At 43.3% G+C, this 19,979-nt stretch carries 19 protein-coding genes; 2 read left to right on the forward strand and 17 right to left on the reverse strand.

Annotated elements, in window-relative coordinates:
* Window positions 1–15: 15 nt before the first annotated feature.
* The 13 genes from NSQ76_RS16805 to NSQ76_RS16865 all read right to left on the reverse strand — a co-directional run bounded on the left by NSQ76_RS16805 (window position 16) and on the right by NSQ76_RS16865 (window position 13,514).
* Entirely contained in the window at window positions 16–297 is a 282-nt protein-coding gene (locus NSQ76_RS16805; protein WP_341054981.1) for a hypothetical protein, read from the reverse strand.
* Complete coding sequence (locus NSQ76_RS16810) at window positions 294–662, reverse strand: hypothetical protein (protein WP_098677548.1); 369 nt, start codon at window positions 660–662, stop codon at window positions 294–296. Before NSQ76_RS16810 ends, NSQ76_RS16805 begins: the two co-directional genes overlap by 4 nt.
* Window positions 659–2,056 carry a hypothetical protein gene (locus tag NSQ76_RS16815; RefSeq protein WP_341054985.1) on the reverse strand — a complete coding sequence of 466 codons (1,398 nt, stop codon included), beginning with the start codon at window positions 2,054–2,056 and terminating at the stop codon, window positions 659–661. The genes NSQ76_RS16810 and NSQ76_RS16815 overlap by 4 nt, the downstream gene beginning before the upstream one ends.
* Window positions 2,028–2,795, reverse strand: a complete 768-nt coding sequence (locus NSQ76_RS16820; protein ID WP_024423497.1) for an ATP-binding cassette domain-containing protein — start codon at window positions 2,793–2,795, stop codon at window positions 2,028–2,030. Before NSQ76_RS16820 ends, NSQ76_RS16815 begins: the two co-directional genes overlap by 29 nt.
* Window positions 2,796–2,853: 58 nt before the next feature.
* Window positions 2,854–3,123 (reverse strand): hypothetical protein, encoded by a 270-nt coding sequence (locus NSQ76_RS16825; protein WP_024423498.1) that lies wholly within the window; start codon window positions 3,121–3,123, stop codon window positions 2,854–2,856.
* Between the two features lie 257 nt (window positions 3,124–3,380).
* Window positions 3,381–4,673 (reverse strand): phosphopyruvate hydratase, encoded by a 1,293-nt coding sequence (gene eno / locus NSQ76_RS16830; protein WP_003212752.1) that lies wholly within the window; start codon window positions 4,671–4,673, stop codon window positions 3,381–3,383.
* 30 nt (window positions 4,674–4,703) lie between these two features.
* The gene (gene gpmI, locus NSQ76_RS16835; protein WP_024423499.1) at window positions 4,704–6,239 is read right to left on the reverse strand and encodes a 2,3-bisphosphoglycerate-independent phosphoglycerate mutase; all 1,536 of its coding nucleotides are present in this window, start codon (window positions 6,237–6,239) and stop codon (window positions 4,704–4,706) included.
* Complete coding sequence (tpiA, locus tag NSQ76_RS16840) at window positions 6,232–6,993, reverse strand: triose-phosphate isomerase (protein ID WP_341054988.1); 762 nt, start codon at window positions 6,991–6,993, stop codon at window positions 6,232–6,234. The genes gpmI and tpiA overlap by 8 nt, the downstream gene beginning before the upstream one ends.
* Before the next feature lie 30 nt (window positions 6,994–7,023).
* The gene (locus NSQ76_RS16845; protein WP_024426073.1) at window positions 7,024–8,208 is read right to left on the reverse strand and encodes a phosphoglycerate kinase; all 1,185 of its coding nucleotides are present in this window, start codon (window positions 8,206–8,208) and stop codon (window positions 7,024–7,026) included.
* 213 nt (window positions 8,209–8,421) lie between these two features.
* Entirely contained in the window at window positions 8,422–9,429 is a 1,008-nt protein-coding gene (gap, locus tag NSQ76_RS16850) for a type I glyceraldehyde-3-phosphate dehydrogenase (protein WP_007500174.1), read from the reverse strand.
* 31 nt (window positions 9,430–9,460) lie between these two features.
* Window positions 9,461–10,498, reverse strand: coding sequence for a sugar-binding transcriptional regulator (locus NSQ76_RS16855; protein WP_285709965.1), 1,038 nt, complete (start codon window positions 10,496–10,498; stop codon window positions 9,461–9,463).
* Between the two features lie 309 nt (window positions 10,499–10,807).
* Window positions 10,808–12,181 (reverse strand): amino acid permease, encoded by a 1,374-nt coding sequence (locus NSQ76_RS16860; protein WP_234107949.1) that lies wholly within the window; start codon window positions 12,179–12,181, stop codon window positions 10,808–10,810.
* 139 nt (window positions 12,182–12,320) lie between these two features.
* Entirely contained in the window at window positions 12,321–13,514 is a 1,194-nt protein-coding gene (locus NSQ76_RS16865) for an ornithine--oxo-acid transaminase (protein ID WP_024423505.1), read from the reverse strand.
* Between the two features lie 199 nt (window positions 13,515–13,713).
* Between NSQ76_RS16865 and NSQ76_RS16870 the strand changes: the two genes are divergently transcribed.
* On the forward strand, window positions 13,714–15,150 hold the full coding sequence (locus NSQ76_RS16870; protein ID WP_025094033.1) for a sigma-54 interaction domain-containing protein: 1,437 nt from the start codon (window positions 13,714–13,716) through the stop codon (window positions 15,148–15,150).
* A 30-nt stretch (window positions 15,151–15,180) separates the two neighbouring features.
* Here NSQ76_RS16870 and NSQ76_RS16875 read toward each other — a convergent pair whose 3' ends face one another.
* The gene (locus tag NSQ76_RS16875) at window positions 15,181–15,918 is read right to left on the reverse strand and encodes a FadR/GntR family transcriptional regulator (RefSeq protein ID WP_024423507.1); all 738 of its coding nucleotides are present in this window, start codon (window positions 15,916–15,918) and stop codon (window positions 15,181–15,183) included.
* A gap of 171 nt (window positions 15,919–16,089) precedes the next feature.
* Window positions 16,090–17,388, reverse strand: coding sequence for an RNA polymerase factor sigma-54 (rpoN, locus tag NSQ76_RS16880; RefSeq protein WP_149126278.1), 1,299 nt, complete (start codon window positions 17,386–17,388; stop codon window positions 16,090–16,092).
* Window positions 17,389–17,458: 70 nt separating this feature from the next.
* Between rpoN and yvfG the strand changes: the two genes are divergently transcribed.
* On the forward strand, window positions 17,459–17,674 hold the full coding sequence (yvfG, locus tag NSQ76_RS16885; protein WP_003213121.1) for a protein YvfG: 216 nt from the start codon (window positions 17,459–17,461) through the stop codon (window positions 17,672–17,674).
* Window positions 17,675–17,695: 21 nt separating this feature from the next.
* Here the strand turns inward: yvfG and NSQ76_RS16890 are convergent, their stop codons facing one another.
* Together NSQ76_RS16890 and nikE are read right to left on the reverse strand one after the other, a co-directional pair.
* Window positions 17,696–19,021, reverse strand: a complete 1,326-nt coding sequence (locus NSQ76_RS16890; RefSeq protein WP_341055001.1) for an MATE family efflux transporter — start codon at window positions 19,019–19,021, stop codon at window positions 17,696–17,698.
* Between the two features lie 135 nt (window positions 19,022–19,156).
* A complete protein-coding gene (gene nikE / locus NSQ76_RS16895) occupies window positions 19,157–19,972 on the reverse strand; it encodes a nickel import ATP-binding protein NikE (RefSeq protein ID WP_197172947.1) in 816 nt (271 codons plus the stop codon).
* Window positions 19,973–19,979: the final 7 nt, after the last annotated feature.

Here is a 19,979-nt window from a genome sequence, read left to right on the forward strand (position 1 = left end):
CGTCCGTCTGTTTTTTTATGTTCTGCGTTTTTTTACCACATGCTTCACATATTGAATGAAGAAATAAAGCACGGCGCCAGCTAAAAAGCAGACCACACATCCAAAAAGCGTCGCCTCCGAACTGAATTGATACTCTTCAATTTTCATGATATAAAATGGCATGCCAAACAATGTTGGTCTTGATTCAACATGATTGACCTCTAGCAGCAGTAAAAAAACAGGGGTCATAAACACAGCAAATATATACAGCATCGCAAGTGTTATACCGCTGGAAAACGAATGAAATACTTTGATCATCTCTTTCTCTCCTTCATCTCTTTTAAACTGGCTGTGATATTTTTTCCGTCAGGGCAAGCTGGATGCAGCATCACCGTATTCAGTAAAGAAAAAAACAGCAGCTGATGACTAACAGGATGCTTCCATATCATAAAAAGCACAAGCGAACAAAGCACTGGAAAGAGCGGGCCTGCAAGTGCCACTATCATATTGAAGCTCGGCCGGACAAATTTCTCATGGACGACCGCCACATGCTTCCAATCAATCGTGATCACAAAATCAAAGAGCGGCCTTTTTTCGATCTTGTTACACAACATGATCATCAGCATATGACCGAGTTCATGTATCATCACAACCGCTAGGAAACTACACACAAGTTCTATCATCGCAAGACAGGCCTCTTTAACATGACCGTATATATACAGCTATAAAATGCAAGTGAACCTAACAGATAGGCGGTGGCGAGAAGATACACATCTGCTGAAAGCCACTTCAATAAAAGCATATCGATGAAGCTGAATACAGCAATCATCATCACGATGACAAACAGTTTATTAAACTCTCTGATCTTCACGATAAACCCTGTACAGGCCGCCATGGCAGTGATCAACAAAATGGACAAACTTGCGAGACCATGACCTTCACTTTCAATACCTATCACCATAGATGCAAACCCAATAAACACAAAATATATCAACAAATTAATAGCGTAATAAAATAAAATTCTCGACAATAAATAAGCACCCTTTGATGTATTTAACATAAAGATGGCCCTTTGATTCATATGATATTCTCTGCCAATCATCAGTGGAAGCATGATCAATATTTCCTTTAATGCATACTGCACAATAAAGGCATACATCCAGCCGGTTTCTACAGGTGTAAAAACAATAGGCAGCCCCGCAGTCAAACAAACGAGAAATAAAAACAAAATGCCCTGTTCTTTAAAAACAGCTGACCGGCTGAAATAGACCAATTCCTGCCGCAGGTGCGTCAGAAAGGAAGATTTCGTTCTGATTTTCTTGTAAGAAAACGACTTTACCTCTGTTTTCAGCTGCAAAAACATCTGATGGACATAAGAAGCCGCTAACCCCTTCAGCCATAGCCAGCCAGCGCTTAGAAGGATCACGAGAAATATGAGATAGACTAATGGCCATACTCGGATCATTTCCATTGCTTTTTTCAAAAGGAGAAACACCAATAGATTCAGCACCGCAAAGCCGAGCGTTTGCAGCAGCAAATGCTCTTTTGTTTTTGAGACGAAACGGCTCACAGCAATCCGCATCACCATCCAAGAAGCAAGTGCAAGCAGCGCCAGTACACAGCAAGTTATGCATACAGCCGTTATCCAATACAAAGATGGCGTAACACCGCTGATCAAAAGGCCTAAGACAATCGGTAAAAAAAGCAGTCCTACCATGAGAAAACAAAAGAGCATCGGAAAGAAATACACACAAAGGACAAATGGCACACTTTGTATCGCACTATTCAAAAAGTAGAATTGATATTCCTGACGCTTTAATTTATTGCGGGATAACACAATACCTGCGCCTAAAAGTAAAAGCGTCATTTTCATCAATTGGAGATATAGAGCAGCCGGCTCACTTTCTCCCGCCTGCATGAAAAAGCGCAGGCTGATGACGACGTATATCGCATACATGAGCAAGAAAAAAACCGCGGCTGCGAGAAGCTGTATAGGGTACTTTTTTGCGAGCTGCTTTCCTTTCGTTGTCAGCATCCCCCATTCTATTTTATGAAGAACGTGTCGTGTCCAAATCATTGAGTAACCTCTCCACCTGCATATAGTAATCTCGATTCATTTCTTTATAAATCTCTTCAAGTGCCTGATGAGGAAATGTCTGAGTCGTTTCTTGGCGGGACATATCCAGCTTGACGTCCCCATTTCTTAAGATCATGAGATGGTCATAAAGCGTATCACCAAAGCTCAAATGATGGGTTGAAATGAGAATGCCAGCGCCTTGATCTCTCAGCTTCATAAGCACCTTTTTTAAGATGATCATCATATCTGGATCAAGACCGTTCGTTGGCTCATCGAACACATAATAATCACATGGCCTGAGGAGCTGTGAAATGATCTGCGTTTTCTTTTGATTGCCATGAGACAGCTGAGCGATAGGCTGATCCATATACGAACCCAGCTCAAACAGATCAATGAACGTCTCTTCCCGTGTGACATCTTGCTCATTTGGCAGCTGAAGTAATTGAAAGTATTCCCTCGGTGATAAATAATCGAACAACGAATGCTCGTCAGGAATATAGGAAACATGTTTTTTCAACAAGGAGATATGTTCTGAGGATTGAAGGTTCAGCTGTTTACCATGTAAAGTGACGCATCCTTTAAATGGCGTCAGCCCAAACATGGATTGGATTATCGTCGTCTTTCCCGCACCATTATGCCCCAAAAGCAGCAGCATCTGCCCTTTCTCGACATTCATTTGAATATTACGGAGAGAGAAGGTGCGGCTATATGTTTTTTCTTTTAATCGTAATGTCAGCATCATATCCCTCCGTTTGTTTCAGATAGAACAGATGCCCTTGCATCTGTTCTCATCCCTGTTAAAAACCGCACTGGATTTTAACGTACATGCCTAATAATTTGAACTCACCTAAAAATTTGGAGCCTCGTCCAAAGGTCTTGCATGCCCAAATCAATGCTCCAAGTGAAATAATGCCCAATATAGCGGCAAGGACATAAATCCAAAATGCGTTTTTCTGTACATTCTTAGAAGTTAGAATTCGTTGCTTCCTTTCATCATATGCCGCCAATAGGTGAAGAACATACATATATACACCTACTGGAAAACGAAGGCTAAAAGGATTCAGCATCTCATCACCCCCTAATATATGTAAAATGATACCACCCCCTTACAGAAAGCATAAGTTCATTTTAGATCATATTTTTAGTCGATTTTTCATGATTTAGTGCTTATAAATGGAGGGGATTTTGCCTTCTTCTCTAACTGAAGGAGGATTTTTTACAGAAATAGGATAAGTCAAATGAATCAGCCAGCGGATTTCGCTTAACACAAAAAAACGCTGCGCCCCGCTCTCATGAAAGAGCGGAACGCAGCGCATAGCTGACATTATTTATTCAAGTTATAGAATGTTGCAATGCCGTGATATTGTGCTGTTTCAGCCAATTGATCTTCGATGCGAAGTAATTGGTTGTATTTCGCCACACGGTCCGTACGAGACGGAGCACCTGTTTTGATTTGTCCAGCGTTTGTTGCAACAGCGATGTCTGCAATCGTGCTGTCTTCAGTTTCACCAGAACGGTGAGAGATAACAGCTGTGTATCCTGCGCGTTTTGCCATTTCGATTGCATCAAATGTTTCAGTTAATGTACCGATTTGGTTTACTTTGATCAGGATTGAGTTACCAACGCCGTTTTTGATTCCTTCAGATAGCTTCTTCGTATTTGTAACGAACAAGTCGTCTCCTACTAGCTGAACCTTGCTGCCAAGGCGCTCAGTTAATAGTTTGTGACCTTCCCAGTCGTTTTCATCAAGGCCGTCTTCGATAGAGATGATTGGGTATTTCGATACCATATCTTCATACCAGTCAACCATTTCAGCAGATGTTTTCACAACACCTTCGCCTGATAAATGATATTTACCGTCTTCTTTGTTGTAGAACTCAGAAGATGCAGCATCCATTGCAAGTTTCACTTCTTCACCTGGTTTGAAGCCAGCTTTTTCGATCGCTTCAACGATTGTTTGAAGTGCTTCTTCGTTAGAACCAAGGTTTGGAGCGAATCCACCTTCATCACCTACAGCTGTGTTTAAGCCTTTTGCGCTTAATACAGATTTCAAGCTATGGAAGATTTGAGCGCCCATGCGAAGTGCTTCACGGAAGTTCGGTGCACCTACAGGCATAATCATGAATTCTTGAATGTCTACGTTGTTATCCGCATGCTCTCCACCGTTGACGATGTTCATCATTGGTACTGGAAGCGTTTTGGAGTTGAATCCACCAAGGTATTGATAAAGTGGAATTTGTAAGAAATCAGCAGCCGCACGTGCTACAGCGATAGATACGCCAAGGATTGCGTTTGCGCCTAATTTCCCTTTGTTTTCTGTTCCGTCAAGTTCGATTAACATTTTGTCAATCGCTACTTGTTCTGTTACATCAAAGCCTAAAAGCTCTGGTGCAATGATTTCGTTTACGTTGTTTACAGCTGTCAGAACACCTTTTCCAAGGTAACGGTCTTTGTCTCCGTCACGTAGTTCTACTGCTTCATATTCACCAGTAGAAGCACCACTTGGAACAAGCGCACGGCCAAAGCCGCCAGATTCTGTGTAAACTTCTACTTCAACTGTTGGGTTACCGCGAGAGTCTAATACTTCGCGTGCATATACGTCAACAATGTATGGCATCGTTATTTCTCTCCTTTTGAATCAATTTTTTTATTTCTGAATTAATGATGTTCCTGTCATCTCTTTTGGTTTTTCAAGACCAAGTAAGTCTAAAAGCGTTGGAGATAGATCAGCTAAAATGCCGCCTTCTCTAAGCGTCGCACCTTTTTTCGTCACGATGACTGGTACAGGATTCGTTGTATGTGCAGTATGCGGCTTTCCTTCTTCGGTAATCAGCACGTCTGCGTTACCGTGGTCTGCCGTGATGATGGCATGTCCGCCTTTTGCCAGGATTGCGTCGACTACAGCTCCTAAGCACTCATCTACTGCTTCAATGGCTTTGATTGTTGGCTCGAGCATACCTGAATGACCAACCATATCCGGGTTAGCAAAGTTCAGAATGATCGCATCATGCTTGTCAGCATTGATGTCTGCAACAAGTGCATCCTTTACCTCGTAAGCACTCATTTCCGGCTTGAGGTCATAGGTGGCTACATCTGGTGAATTGATTAAGATGCGGTCTTCACCAGGAAATTCTTCTTCACGTCCACCGCTCATAAAGAACGTGACATGAGGATATTTCTCTGTTTCAGCAATCCGTAGCTGTTTCAATCCGTTTTGAGAAAGCACTTCTCCTACCGTGTTATCCAAATTCACTGGTTTGAAGGCAACATAGCCATCAACCGTTTCACTGAAGTGTGTGAAGCAGACGAAGTGTAAATTCTTCGGATGAGCTTCTCCGCGGTCAAACGAGCGGAAATCTGCATTTGTGAAAGTGTTTGAGATTTGGATGGCACGGTCTGGACGGAAGTTATAAAAAATCACAGAGTCGCCGTCGTTTACTTTGGCAACCGGCTCACCATTTTCTCTCGTAATGACAGATGGAATAACGAATTCATCGTAGATTCCATTTTCATAGGAGTCATCAACGACATCATAGATGTTTTGATAGCTTGGCCCTTCACCATATGCCATCGCACGGTACGCTTTCTCCACACGATCCCAGCGTTTGTCACGGTCCATTGAGTAATAGCGTCCTGAAAGTGTTGCCACTTCACCGACACCGATTTCTTTGATTTGTTCTTCCAGCTGTTTTAAGTACACTTTGGCTGTCTTCTGACCAACATCACGTCCGTCCAAGAAACCATGAATGTATACCTTTGTTAAGCCTTCTTTTTTCGCCAGCTTCAGCAGGGCAAAAAGATGCTGGATGTGACTGTGCACACCGCCGTCTGACAAGAGTCCAAATAAATGAAGCGCCTTGTCATTCTCTTTTGCATACGTCATTGCATCTAGGAACGTTTCGTTTTTCTCAAATTCCCCTTCACGAATGGCAACATTCACCCTTGTTAAGCTTTGATACACAATGCGTCCTGCACCGATGTTCAAATGCCCAACTTCAGAGTTCCCCATTTGACCTTCCGGTAGACCTACTGCCTCACCTGAAGCCGTTAAGGTTTGATGCGGAAATTCGTTCCAGTAGCGGTCAAAGTTCGGTTTTTTTGCTTGTGCGACAGCGTTACCGACTGTTTCGCCTCTTAAACCGAACCCGTCTAAGATGATTAATGCAGCTGGTTTCTTACTCATATTGACCTTCCTCCAATAATTGAACGAAAGACTGAGGTTCTAAGCTTGCGCCGCCTACCAAAGCACCGTCAATATCGGATTCTGCCATATATTCTTTAATATTTGCCGGCTTCACGCTTCCGCCATATTGAATGCGAAGGCTGTCTGCCGCTTCTTGACCAAATTCGCTTGCAACGGTTTGGCGGATGTGTGCGCAAACGTCGTTTGCATCTTTCGCTGTAGAAGATTTTCCTGTACCGATAGCCCAGATTGGCTCATATGCAATCACAGATTCAGCGACTTGCTGCTTCGTTAAACCAGCTAGTGCTTTCTTCACTTGATCAGCGACAAGTTCATTTGTTTTGCCAGCTTCACGCTCTTCAAGCGTTTCACCTACACAAATGATTGGAACGATGCCATGCTTGAATGCAGCATGTGCTTTTTTGTTCACTGTTTCATCTGTTTCAGCAAAGAATTCACGACGCTCTGAATGCCCAATCACTGAATAGCCGATGCGTAAATCTTTTAAAGCAGCAGGGCTGATTTCACCAGTGAATGCACCATTTTCTTCAAAGTGCATGTTTTGTGCACCAATTTTAAGGTCTGTTCCGTTTGATAGGCTGTTTAGCTTTTCAAGGAAAAGAGCTGGCGCACAGACAATGGATTCCACTTTGTCAGGAGATGGAATAGATGACTTGACTTCTTCAACGAAGCTGACTGCTTCGCCAAGTGTTTTGTTCATTTTCCAGTTCCCAGCTATAATTGGTTTTCTCATGATTGACACTTCCTTATAGCAGTTTTGGTCTTATTTATCGTTTAATGCAGTAACACCAGGAAGTTCTTTGCCTTCCATAAATTCAAGTGAAGCGCCGCCGCCTGTAGAAATATGGCTCATCTGATCGGCAAGACCAAATTTCTCAACAGCTGCTGCTGAATCTCCACCACCAATGACAGAATATGTATCTTTTGCTTCTGCCAGTGCTTCTGCGATAGCTTTTGTTCCTTTAGCGAATGCATCGATTTCAAATACACCCATTGGTCCGTTCCAGACAACAAGTTTGCTGTTTTTAATAACGTCAGCATACTTTTCTCTTGTCTCTGTTCCAATATCAAGTGCTTCTAGATCACTTGGAATTTCAGAGATTGGCACAATGCTTGTATTCGCATCATTTGAAAAGTCGTCGGCTACCAGAACATCTGTTGGAATCAGGAAGTTCACGCCTTTTTCTTTTGCACGGTCCATAAAGGATTTCGCTAAATCGACTTTGTCTTCTTCTAATAGAGATTTCCCTACCTCGTGGCCAAGTGCTTTCACAAATGTGTAAGCAAGTCCGCCGCCGATGATGAGGTTGTCCACTTTATCAAGAAGACTTTCAATCACACCGATTTTATCCTTTACCTTTGCGCCGCCGATAATCGCTGTAAATGGGCGATCAGGATTTGAAATGGCTTTCCCTAGAACCTCAAGCTCTTTTTGCATGAGGAAGCCTGAAACAGCCGGAAGATAAGCTGCAATACCAGCTGTCGATGCATGTGCACGGTGTGCAGCACCGAACGCATCATTGACATACACATCGGCTAAATCAGCAAATGCTTTTGATAATTCAGGATCGTTCTTTTCTTCACCAGGATAGAAACGAACGTTTTCAAGCACTAGCACATCTCCTTCTTTTAAATCAGAGATTTGCTTTTTCACGTTGTCGCCGTAAGCTTCATCTGCTTTTTTCACTTCTTTTCCAAGAAGCTCTTGCAGACGTTTTGCCACAGGTGTCAGACGCAGTTCTTCAGTAACTTGACCCTTCGGACGACCCAAATGACTAGCTAGCAGTACCTTTGCGCCTTGTCCTGTTAAATACTCAATTGTTGGTAATGCTGCGCGGATACGAGTATCATCCGTCACTTCTCCGTCCTTCATCGGAACGTTAAAATCTACGCGGCAGAACACAACTTTACCTTTTACGTCAATGTCTTTTACTGATTTCTTATTCATGCTCGTCAGGAGATCCTCCTTTATTCTGGTTTCCTTACGCATTGGACAAGACTCTCTTTATCCTTTTCCCATTTTGCCCTCATCAAAACGAGAAATCGTGCAGAACGGATAAAAACAGAGAAAAAGGGAAAGGGATGCTTCCCCTTCCCTTGTCCGTCTTCATTATATCGTGTCTCTAGGAAAGAACCAAGTGAGTTCCTTCAGTGTGAGAAATTAAAGACCTTGTTTTGCAATGTAAGCTGCAAGGTCAACAACGCGGTGAGAATATCCGCTCTCGTTATCGTACCAAGAGATTACTTTCACCATGCTGCCTTCCATTACCATTGTAGAAAGAGCATCGATTGTTGAAGAGTTTGCATTACCATTGTAGTCACCAGATACTAATGGCTCTTCGCTGTAGCCAAGGATTCCTTTAAGTTCTCCTTCAGCTGCTTCTTTAAGTGCTGCATTTACGTCTTCAGCTGTTACATCTTGGTTTAATTCAGCAACAAGGTCAACTAAAGAAACGTTAGGTGTTGGAACACGCATAGCGCCACCGTTTAATTTACCTTTAAGTTCAGGCAATACAAGTGAAACAGCTTTCGCAGCACCTGTAGAAGTTGGGATAATGTTTTCCGCAGCTGCACGAGCACGACGGTAGTCTTTGTGCGGAAGATCAAGAATTTGCTGGTCATTTGTGTATGAGTGAACAGTTGTCATCATACCGCGTTTGATACCAAATTTATCGTTAAGTACTTTTGCAAATGGTGCTAAGCAGTTTGTCGTACAAGATGCATTAGAGATGACATCGTGGCTAGCTGCATCGTATTTGTCTTCGTTTACACCCATAACGATTGTGATATCTTCTTCGTTAGCAGGAGCAGAGATGATGACTTTTTTAGCGCCAGCTTCTAAGTGTTTAGCAGCGTCTGCACGTTTTGTGAAGAATCCAGTAGATTCAACAACGATTTCTACGCCTTGTTTACCCCAGCTTAATTTCGCAGGGTCACGTTCAGCTGATACTTCGATTGTTTTACCGTTCACTACTAAGTTTGTACCGTCTACAGAAACCTCTGCATCTAGTTTTCCGTGAACAGAGTCATATTGTAAAAGGTGTGCAAGCATGTTAGCATCTGTTAGATCGTTAACCGCTACTACCTCAACTTCAGGATTATTTAATGCTGCACGAAATACGTTACGTCCAATACGTCCAAATCCGTTAATACCGACTTTTACTGCCATGATGTTTCCTCCTTTTATAGGTCACAATGTTTTATATTGAGGGATCAATTGACTCCCTTAATAACTCTTTTGCGGCTCCTTCGTCTGTGACGAGAACCGTTCGGCGCGGTTTTTTGAAATAAGCTTCAATCGCCCCCGCCTTTGATGATCCACCTGCAACAGCAATGATGTGTGGAATGCTTTCTAGATCATCTAGCTGCATGCCGACGGAGTGCACTTTGTGTACAACCTCACCATCACGATTAAAGTAATAGCCAAAGGCCTCTGTCACTGCGTCATGCTCATCAATCTTTTTTAAATCTTCAGCTGGTGTATTTCGTCTCATCGCCATTGTTTTTGCTTCACCAATACCATGAATAAGCATCGTGGACGATTTAATCGTTTGAAGCACTTCTTTGACGGACGGCTCTTCAATAATGGAAGAGTAAGCACCTTCTGACAGCTGCCCTGGAACAAACAGCAGTTTGTAAGTACCGGAAGCTTTTTCAGCCATGTGGGCACAAATGGTGTTTGCCTGATTTTTTACATTCTCCCCAAGACCGCCTCTCGCAGGGACAAACATCGTATTGCGGTTTTTGGCATCAGGGGTCATCATTTCGGCAACGGCTTCCATCGTCGTTCCGCCAGTGACGGCGACGATATTATTTCCAGTAAACCTTTTTTTCATGCATTGGACAGCAGCTCTTCCCATTTCTTGCTTCACCCACGGGGATTCGTCACTGTCTCCAGAAACGATCATGACTTCTTCCAGGCCTAACTTTCTCTTTAATGTATTTTCCAAAAAGGTTAAACCTAAAACGTCCTTCATCATTCCTTCAAGCATTTCAAGCAAAGCGTGACCCTCACTCGTCAGCATCATACCGCTCGTTTTCACATCCAGCAGATTTTGTTCTTTTAAAAACTGAACTTCAGCACGTAAGATGCGCTCACTGAGACCAAGACTTGTCGCAAGACTTCTGCGGCCAATCGGTTCAGCTAATCTGATGTACTGCAAAATGTCGTAGCGTTTTTGCATAACAATGAGAAGATCTGGCAATAATTTTTTTTGAGCTTCCAATAAACGATTCATGGCTAACGACCCTTCCTTTTCACGTTGGACTAAAAACGTCCCACTGTGACAAAAAACGTCCCGCCACAGCCAAAAAAAATCAATCCCTGCTTTCTTTAATTATTTTAACAGGATAATCTTGCATTTTCAACTCTTACAAACACATTTAGACAAAAAATAGACACATTTTCACCGATAGCCTGCTTGTCATCAAGGTTCTTGCGATGATATTTCTTTTCAAAATATTTATTTTCTTTTATATAGAATGTATTCACGATGGAAAATGTGCATGCTGGTGATATGAGCATGCACATTTTTTTCAGGACCTGCTTATGTTTTTGTGATGGTTCCAAACTGTTTTGCCTCTTCCTTCGGTTTGATTTTGAGATAATAAATAATGTAGCAGGCAGCCATGAACGGGATTCCGCAATAAAGACCGATCCGCTGATCCTCGATAAAAAATAAGCTGATGAGGACAATGCCAAATGCGATAAAGCCTGCTAGTGGAACAAATGGATAGAGCGGTGTTCGGAAGACGAGATCCTTTACATCTCCGCCCGCCTTTAGGAATTGTTTTCTAAAGAAATACTGAGACAAGCAAATAGACATCCATACCACAACAAGAACCATACCAGAAATAGAAATGAGCCACACATACACCGTTTTTGGAGCCACAACACTTGTCAGCAGGGATAGTGCAGATACGACCATTGTCACCAATAGTGCATTGATCGGAATTTTACGCTTGGACAGCTTTTTCGTAAATTCAGGTCCTTTCCCGTCTTTCGACAGCGACCAAAGCATACGTGATGATGCATATAATCCAGAGTTTGCTACAGATAATACGGCTGTGATGATGATAAAATTCATGATATCTGCCGCATATGGTATACCGACCTTGTCCAGCACGACGACAAACGGGCTGTCGACAGTGCCTGCTGTCTGCCACGGAAGAAGCGCGGCCAGAACCGCAATGGATAAAACGAAAAAGACCATCGTTCTCCAAATAATATTTCGTATAGAACGAGGCAATGTTTTTTCAGGGCTTTCACTCTCTCCTGCTGCAATCCCTACAAGTTCTGTTCCTTGAAAGGAGAAATTGACCGTGACCATGGTTAATAAAATAGCAAAAACGCCGTTAGGAAATAGTCCGCCATGATCCGTCAAATGACGAAATAGAGGGGCTGGTTCTCCATCTTTCAGATGAATCATTCCGAAAATTGCGCCAATTCCAATGATAATAAATAATAGGATGGCAGCGACCTTAATGGCTGAAAACCAAAACTCGGTTTCAGCAAAGCTGCGAGCTGAGATGGCATTCACGGCAAATAAAATCACGCTAAATGCAAGACACCAAAGCCAAACAGGGATATCTGGGAACCACCTTTGGAGCAAAATGCCTGCTGACGTAAACTCCAGTCCTATTGTACATGCCCAGCTAAACCAATAAAGCCAGCCGATCATAAAGCCTGTGGACGGACCTATATATTTGGTTGCATACTCCTGAAAGGAACCCGCTGTCGGCATCGCCACCGCTAATTCTCCAAGACAGAGCATCACCAAATACATTAACAATCCGCCAATGATAAAGGATAGAATGGCTCCCCCGGGTCCAGCCTGATGGATAATGAGTCCTGACCCAAGGAAAAGACCAGTACCAATGACGCCGCCTAAGGCAATCATAAAGAGATGCCTGCTTTTCATGGAACGTTCTAGTTCATTATGCTGTTCTTGGTTCAAATCCGCTTCCCCACTTTCACTCTTCTATTCATCATCCTTTGACAAAATTCGCTGTTCGTTGAAAGAGAAAGGGAGAAAGTGAAGGTTTCTCCCCCTTTGACATTTATGCTTGAAATAATGCTTCAATATGACCAATCGCCCAGTCTAAATCTTCTTTAGATATCGTGAGAGGCGGTGCAAAGCGGATGACGGTCTCATGGGTTTCCTTACATAACAGCCCTGCTTGTTTCAGCTTCTCACAATAAGGTCTCGCTGCCTCTGTCAGCTCCATGCCGATAAATAATCCGCGGCCGCGCACTTCCTTGATGACAGGACTTTGAATGCGCGTGAGTTTGTCTTTTAAGTATTCGCCAAGCTCCATAGAACGCGCTGCAAGGTTTTCGTCGATTAAGACATCCAGTGCAGCCAGCGACACCGCACACGCAAGAGGATTTCCGCCGAAGGTAGAGCCGTGAGATCCAGGGTTAAACACACCTAATATATCGCGGTTTGCGACCACACACGAGATTGGGAATACACCGCCGCCTAAAGCTTTCCCAAGAATCAGCATATCTGGCTCAATGTCTTCCCAGTCACATGCAAACATCTTACCTGTTCGCGCTAATCCGACCTGAATTTCATCCGCAATGAACAGCACATGTTCCTTTTCACAAAGCGACTTCGCTTCCTTCAAGAAGCCTTCCGGCGGCATGACAATTCCCGCTTCTCCTTGAATAGGTTCGATCAGAAAAGCCGCTGTTTGTGGTGTAATGGCTTCACGTAACGCTTCAATATCTCCGTAAGGAATCAGTTTAATGCCTGGAAGCATTGGACCGAAACCTCTTTGATATTCTGCTTCAGAAGAAAGGGAAACAGCCGTCATCGTTCTGCCATGGAAGTTACCGACGCACGCAATGATTTCTGCGCGATTGTCTTCGATTCCCTTGACGTCATAGCCCCAGCGTCTTGCTGCTTTTACAGCTGTTTCTACAGCCTCAGCGCCAGTATTCATCGGGAGTGCCATCTCTTTATTCGTCATTTGACAAATTTTCTCATACCAAGGGCCAAGCTGATCATTGTGAAAAGCTCTTGAAGTCAGTGTCACACGATCTGCCTGTTTTTTGAGCGCCTCAATAATGCGGGGATGGCGATGGCCTTGGTTCACCGCGGAATACGCACTCAGCATATCCATATATCGATTGCCTTCAGGGTCTGTCACCCAAACTCCTTCAGCCTCTGAAATCACAATTGGCAGCGGATGATAGTTTGCCGCACCGTATTGTTCGGTTTGTTGAATCAATTCATTTGTCTGTGTCATCGTCTATTCCTCCTTCTATAAGCTACCCTCTTTTATCTACACACATATGATATGCAAGGATCGTGCCAACTTTCTGCCCGCATTGTAGCGGTGATTGATCTGATTCTTTATGCAAAATATCTTTGCATCTGCCAAATTTTTTAGAGGGAACCGCAAAATTTTTCATGTTAAAATAGAGGTAACGTCTGGAGGTGCTTCAATGAAAGAAGATCAGTATACTGCAAAGCTGGAAAATGAGATTGATCTGTATAAACAAATGCTTGATTTAATAGATGTCGGGGTTCATGCAATTGACGAGAATGGCAATACTGTTGTTTATAATAAAAAAATGATGGAGATTGAGTCTTTGAAACGCTCTGATGTTCTCCATAAAAATGTATTAGACCTCTTCGTCTTCCAAGACGAAATGCACAGTACGCTTGTCCAAGCGCTGCGTACCGGGAAACAAACCGTTCATGCAAAGCAGACGTATCATAATTACAATGGAAAAGAAATCACAACGATTAATCATACATACCCGCTCGTTCGAGACGGCCTTATCCAAGGAGCGGTTGAAATTTCGAATGATGTGACGAAGCTGGAACGGTTGATTCATCACAATATGAAGAAAAAAGGAAGCACGCGCTTTACCTTTGATTCCATTATTGGACAAAGCCCTGCGTTTTTAGAGGTGATTGAGCATGCAAAACGAGCGACACGCACCTCTTCCTATGTGCTCATTGTTGGAGAAACAGGGACAGGAAAAGAACTATTTGCGCAAAGTATTCATAACGGCAGCAGCCGATCATCTGGACCATTTATTACCCAAAATTGCGCGGCACTGCCTGATAATCTCATTGAAAGTCTGCTCTTTGGTACACAAAAAGGGGCTTTTACAGGCGCAACTGATCAGCCCGGCTTATTTGAACAGGCGCAGGGAGGTACACTGCTGCTTGATGAGATCAACTCATTAAATCCTGGTCTTCAAGCAAAACTGCTGCGTGTATTACAGGAGAAACGTGTGAGAAGGCTTGGCAGCACAAAAGAAATCGCTGTTGATGTAAGAGTCATTGCCAATATGAATGAGGATCCTGTAGATGCAATCGCAGGCGGACGCATGCGCAAGGATTTATTTTACCGGCTGGGTATTGTCACCCTATTTATTCCGCCGCTTTCTGAACGAAAAGAAGACATTCCTACATTTGTCAGTCATTTTATTCAAAAATATAATGAGCTGTTTCAAATGAAGGTGAAGGCGGCTGATGAAGAGGTACTAGCCCTTTTTCAAGCGTATGATTGGCCGGGTAATGTACGAGAACTGGAGCATGTGATTGAAGCGGGGATGAATATGATGATGGATGAGGATTACTTATGCATGCATCACCTTCCATATCATTTTAGATTTAAACATAGGGAAGGCCGTCCTGCAGCGCAATTACAGACGAACCCTTTGCAGCATACCGCAGCTGACACGTTTATTTATACAAGCCCAGAACATACGACTGATTTTCAAACCCAAATGGAACGATTCGAAAAACAATACATCGTCCATTACTTAGAAAAAATGGACGATAATATTTCACAGACTGCAAAGTTATTGGGCATGAGCAGGCAAAGTCTGCAATATCGCATGAAAAAACTGCATATTTCTCGTTAATAATAGAGCTGTGCCCTCATTCGGCACAGCTTACTGTGGTTCTGACTGTCCTGCCGGTTCTTGACTCACATCACTCAGCAGTTTTTCTACATTTTTTAAATGCGTGAGCATCGCTCTTTCTGCTTCTTCTGGCTGTCTTGCCATGACGGCTTTGTAAATGTGTTCATGTTCTTTGTAAAGCTGCCGAATGGAGGCTTTTCTTGAAAATAAGACGACTTTTCTCGTCTCCCGCATCGTTTCTACCAGCAAGGTGGAGACCTGATTCATTAACGCTTTTAATAAATCATTCTTTGAGGCTTTGGCTAAAGCGAGATGGAATGCGAGGTCTGCCTCTTCACCAGTTTCTTTATGTGCTTCTGCGAGTTTCATTTGTTCGAGTGCCTCACGCAGCTGATGAAGGTCATCGTCCGTTCGCATGAGCGCTGCCTTTTTAACAGCACCCGTCTCAATTATGGTTCTTAATTCAAGGAGCTGTGTGACATCATGCTGCTTCATCAAAAATGCAGGAGACAGGCTAAATGTGAGCTGCTCAGGATCAAACTGCTTCACATATGTGCCTTCCCCTTGCTTCATCTCTATTAATCCGATCGCTTTGAGAGCAGACAGTGCCTCTCTTACAGCGGAACGGCTGACTTGAAAGCTTTCTGAAAGCGCTTGAACCGAATCTAATTTTTCCCCTGGAAGAAGCTCACCTGTACGAATGGATTCAATTAATGCATCCGCAATTTCTTCATATATTTTTTTTGTTTTAATTTGTTTATATTTCAATTGGTCTCACCTCATCACTGTTGTCTATCCCTATCGGCTCATGCCCTATCTTATACTTTACCCCAAAATTTCCGATCACACGTCTCCCCTCTTTAATTTTCAAGAAATCTTCGAGCTGCCTTGCTTTCAACAAAAAAGAAGCACGTGCCATGTTCTGGCAAGTACTTCTTTTTAATCGTATCGCTTCCGCAGCGTAGAGGACGGAAGATTCATTTGTTCACGATATTTTGCAATGGTTCTGCGCGACGCGCGGATGCCAAAGGTTTGCTGAAGCAGTGTCATGATTTGCTGATCTGAATACGGTTTTTTCTTATTTTCCGTTTGGATGAGCTCTGCAATGTGCGTTTTGACTGTGTAGCTGGACGCCTCTTCTAGCGAATGCCCTTCTAATTTCGCTTGGAAAAATTGTTTCATTTCCATAAGACCATAAGGGGTTTGCACCATTTTCCCTTTTACAGTCCGGCTGACTGTTGACTCATGGACTTGCAGTATATCTGCAATCCGCTTCATCGTAAGCGGTTTCATTTTATGTTTCCCTGTTAGAAAAAAATCGGTCTGATGTGAGATAATCTCACGAACGACATGAGTCATCGTTTGCTTTCTTTGCTTCAGCGCTTGGACAAGCCAATTGTACTGCTGCTCTTTTTCCTTTAAATACGCATATGCTTCATGCCGCTTTTGGTCTTGAATCATGGCGAAGTAGCCTTCATTCATTTCTACGTCTGGAAAAGCGCGCTGATTCAGCTCAAATGTGATGTGATCCTGCACCACAGTAATTGTCACATCAGGCTCTATATACACATGCTCTTCATCAAATGAGAAATGAAGGCCTGGTCTTGGTTCAAGCTGAGACACTTCATCTTGTACCGCCTGGAGTGTTTTCATTGAAACACCTGTTTTGGCCGCAATTTCCTTCCAAGCCTTCCTGGCAAAAAGAAAGAAATGCTCTTCGATGATCAGCTCGGCTTCATACCAGCGCTTCTTTTTCCTTCTCAGCTGAAGGAGGATGCATTCCTGCAATGATCTTGCGCCAATCCCGGCAGGCTCCAGCGATTGCAGCTGATGAAGGACAGCTTCTACTTCTTCAGCTGGCACCTCTAAGACAGCTGCCATTGCGTCAATCGGTTCATTTAGATAGCCATTGGAATCAATGGAGTCAATCATAAAGTGAAAGATTCTTTGATTCTTTTCACTTAAATTCAAATCAATCGCCTGTCTTTTTAAAAACATTTGCAGGCTTTCTTTTTGATGCGTTCGATACGGCTCTGTCATTCGATCTTGTGATTTTTTATGATAAACTGGTTGATAGCTGTCCGTGTCTTTCCGCTCAATCAGAGGGTTCTCAAGCGCTAACTGGTCAAGATACTCGCCGAGCTCTGCGCAATTCAGCTGCAGCAGCGTAATGGCCTGCCTAAGTTCTTGTGTGAGCACCTGCTTTAATACCTGTTCTTGTTGCAGTTTAAGGCTCATTGTCTCCCCTCCCTCTCATCATTTTACATGAAGATTGACGGACCGTATATACGAAATAGGAGTGATTTCTATGTCTGAACTTTTTTCCGTTCCATACTTTGTCGACAACTTGAAGCAGCACATCGCCATGAACCAAAATGAAGACAAGATTCATGCGATGAATGCATATTACCGCTCAGTAGTGTCAACGCTTGTTCAAGACCAGCTGACCAAAAATGCGGTTGTATTGAAGCGAATTCAGCATCTTGATGAAGCCTATCAAAAGGTGAAAAAAGAAAGCGAATGAACGAAAAAGAACACCCTTTTGTCAAGATGGCAAAGGGTGTTTATCATATGCAAAAAGCTTCTGATCCAGCCTCGATTTATACATCATTAAAAAGCCAGACCGCCCTACAGTATAGATGATAAAGGCAAACCATAGGCCATGATTGTGCCAAATGGGCGTGACTGCGGTTTGAACGACGATAAACAAAATCATCGCAAACAGCATCGAATTTCTAACAGGGGCAATTTCTGTTGCACCTGTAAATACGCCGTAAATGACCAATCCGAAACAAGCTGCAAATGGATAAAGAACAAGCCAGTCTGCATAGTGTAATGTCACATCTAGCAGCTGAGGGAGATTTGTAAACAAGCTCAATATCGGCTCTTTTAATAAAAAATAAACCGCCGCAATGACACATGCCATCACAAGTGCCCACTGCCTCGAAAGGGTTAAGGTTCTTTCATAGAGGGTGCGGTCATTTGCACCAACTGACCTGCCAACAAGGATGCTGGACGCATTGGCAAAACCATCGAACAAATAAGCCATGATGTAGTGAATTTGAAATAAGATGGCATTGGCTGCCAGCAGCTCTGTACCAAAAGAAGCACCTTTTGCCGTAAACATATTGATGACCACTAGCAGACAGATCGTCCTAATGAACAAATCTTTATTCACATGAAACATTTTCTTCACTGCCTGAGTATCCATGATTTTCTTGATGGAAGGCATCTTGAATCCGTTTGACGAATGCTTCAGAATGATCCATGCCCCTAACACAAAAGCGGTTAGTTCAGATATCAATGTCGCCGCCGCTACCCCTTTGACTGCAAACGAAAACACATGAGCAAGCAGAAATGCGAGCGCCATATTCATGACATTGATCAAGATTTGTAATGAAAGAGCTTCTTTCATTTTAGCCATCCCCATCAGCCAGCCCAATATAACATAATTCATTAAAGTAAATGGCGCTCCCCAAATGCGAATATGAAAATAGTCTGCGGCAAATTGACGGACATCAGCATCAGGAGAGATCACTAGAAAAGCAGATTGAATGATCGGCCATTGCAGGGCAATAAAACAAAGTCCGACAATGATGGCGACAAAAAAAGGTCTTAGAAAAGCAAGAACGCCCTGCTCCTCATTCTGTGCACCGTTTGCCTGGGCGGCAAAAGCAGATGTACTTACCCGCAAAAAACCAAACAGCCAATATAATGTACTGAAAATGAGACTGCCGACCGCAACGCCTCCAATATAAGCGGGATTTGCCAGCTGACCGACAACCGCTGTATCAACAGCTCCCAGTAATGGAGTGGTCATCGTTGAAATTGTTAAAGGAATGGCCAAAGCTAAATACGCTCGATGGTTCACGATGCCACCTGCCTTTCATGAAAAATAGCCTCTTTCTAAAAGAGGCGCAGATTGCCTGCAAAGGGGCTTTCGCTCTTTGCTTTTTACCGAATGCGACGCTTTGGCTGCACGCTGAGGCATTGATAAAATGAAGTTTTACCGAACCGGTCTGCCAATCGTTCGTGACAAAGGATGGTCTGCGAGCATTGCATCTCTCATTTTCCGCACCGCTTCCTCTTCTGATGAAAAGAAGTCATCCTTTGATTGAAATTGGGCAGCTAGCTCTCCTTGATCAAGAATCGCCAATTGATCACATAAGTGATAGGCTGCTGTTATATCATGTGTAATAAATAAGTAAGCCACACCCAGCTCCTTCTTTAATTCTACTAATAAATCTAAAATGACAGCCTGCGTCACCATGTCTAAGCTGCTGACAGATTCATCAAGTACAATGAGCTTTGGCTGGAGCAATAAAGCTCTAGCGATGTTGATCCTTTGCAGCTGGCCGCCGCTGAATTGGTGTGGATATTTACACAAATCCTTTTCACCGAGCCCGACTCTTTCCAGCCAGTGAATCAGCACGTTTTTACGTTCCTTTCGGCTCATGGATTCGTAGTTTTCAAGCGGCTCAGATAAAATTTGTTCGACTGTCCACCTTGGATTTACCGCCGAATAGGAATCCTGAAACACCGCTTGCACATGCCGGCGAAAATGCTTACGTGTTTGCTGATCTGCATGATAGACATCCTGACCTTCAAAAAGCACCTGCCCAGCTTTTGGTTTCTCTAAACCAAGTATGATGCGGCCAAGTGTACTTTTCCCTGCGCCGCTTTGTCCCAGCAGCCCAAGGCATGTGCCTTCTTCAATATTCAAATCGACGCTTTTCAGGACAGGGGCTGCGCCTTTTTTTCTCATTAGAAACGACCGGTTCGTGTATGCATGACTGACTGCTTTCACTTCTAATAAATACAAGGGCCTT

Origin of the sequence: Bacillus sp. FSL M8-0256, from assembly GCF_038005765.1 — a bacterium.
GTDB lineage: Bacteria > Bacillota > Bacilli > Bacillales > Bacillaceae > Bacillus > Bacillus safensis.

Coding starts and splice junctions, on each gene's coding strand:
- NSQ76_RS16855 (WP_285709965.1), bottom strand. CDS start 10,498: ATGAATCGTTTATTGGAAGCTCAAAAAAAATTATTGCCAGATCTTCTC.
- NSQ76_RS16825 (WP_024423498.1), bottom strand. CDS start 3,123: ATGCTGAATCCTTTTAGCCTTCGTTTTCCAGTAGGTGTATATATGTAT.
- NSQ76_RS16870 (WP_025094033.1), top strand. CDS start 13,714: ATGAAAGAAGATCAGTATACTGCAAAGCTGGAAAATGAGATTGATCTG.
- NSQ76_RS16865 (WP_024423505.1), bottom strand. CDS start 13,514: ATGACACAGACAAATGAATTGATTCAACAAACCGAACAATACGGTGCG.
- rpoN (WP_149126278.1), bottom strand. CDS start 17,388: ATGAGCCTTAAACTGCAACAAGAACAGGTATTAAAGCAGGTGCTCACA.
- tpiA (WP_341054988.1), bottom strand. CDS start 6,993: ATGAGAAAACCAATTATAGCTGGGAACTGGAAAATGAACAAAACACTT.
- NSQ76_RS16805 (WP_341054981.1), bottom strand. CDS start 297: ATGATCAAAGTATTTCATTCGTTTTCCAGCGGTATAACACTTGCGATG.
- gap (WP_007500174.1), bottom strand. CDS start 9,429: ATGGCAGTAAAAGTCGGTATTAACGGATTTGGACGTATTGGACGTAAC.
- eno (WP_003212752.1), bottom strand. CDS start 4,673: ATGCCATACATTGTTGACGTATATGCACGCGAAGTATTAGACTCTCGC.
- NSQ76_RS16845 (WP_024426073.1), bottom strand. CDS start 8,208: ATGAATAAGAAATCAGTAAAAGACATTGACGTAAAAGGTAAAGTTGTG.
- NSQ76_RS16860 (WP_234107949.1), bottom strand. CDS start 12,181: ATGAAAAGCAGGCATCTCTTTATGATTGCCTTAGGCGGCGTCATTGGT.
- NSQ76_RS16810 (WP_098677548.1), bottom strand. CDS start 662: ATGATAGAACTTGTGTGTAGTTTCCTAGCGGTTGTGATGATACATGAA.
- yvfG (WP_003213121.1), top strand. CDS start 17,459: ATGTCTGAACTTTTTTCCGTTCCATACTTTGTCGACAACTTGAAGCAG.
- gpmI (WP_024423499.1), bottom strand. CDS start 6,239: ATGAGTAAGAAACCAGCTGCATTAATCATCTTAGACGGGTTCGGTTTA.
- NSQ76_RS16815 (WP_341054985.1), bottom strand. CDS start 2,056: ATGATTTGGACACGACACGTTCTTCATAAAATAGAATGGGGGATGCTG.
- NSQ76_RS16820 (WP_024423497.1), bottom strand. CDS start 2,795: ATGCTGACATTACGATTAAAAGAAAAAACATATAGCCGCACCTTCTCT.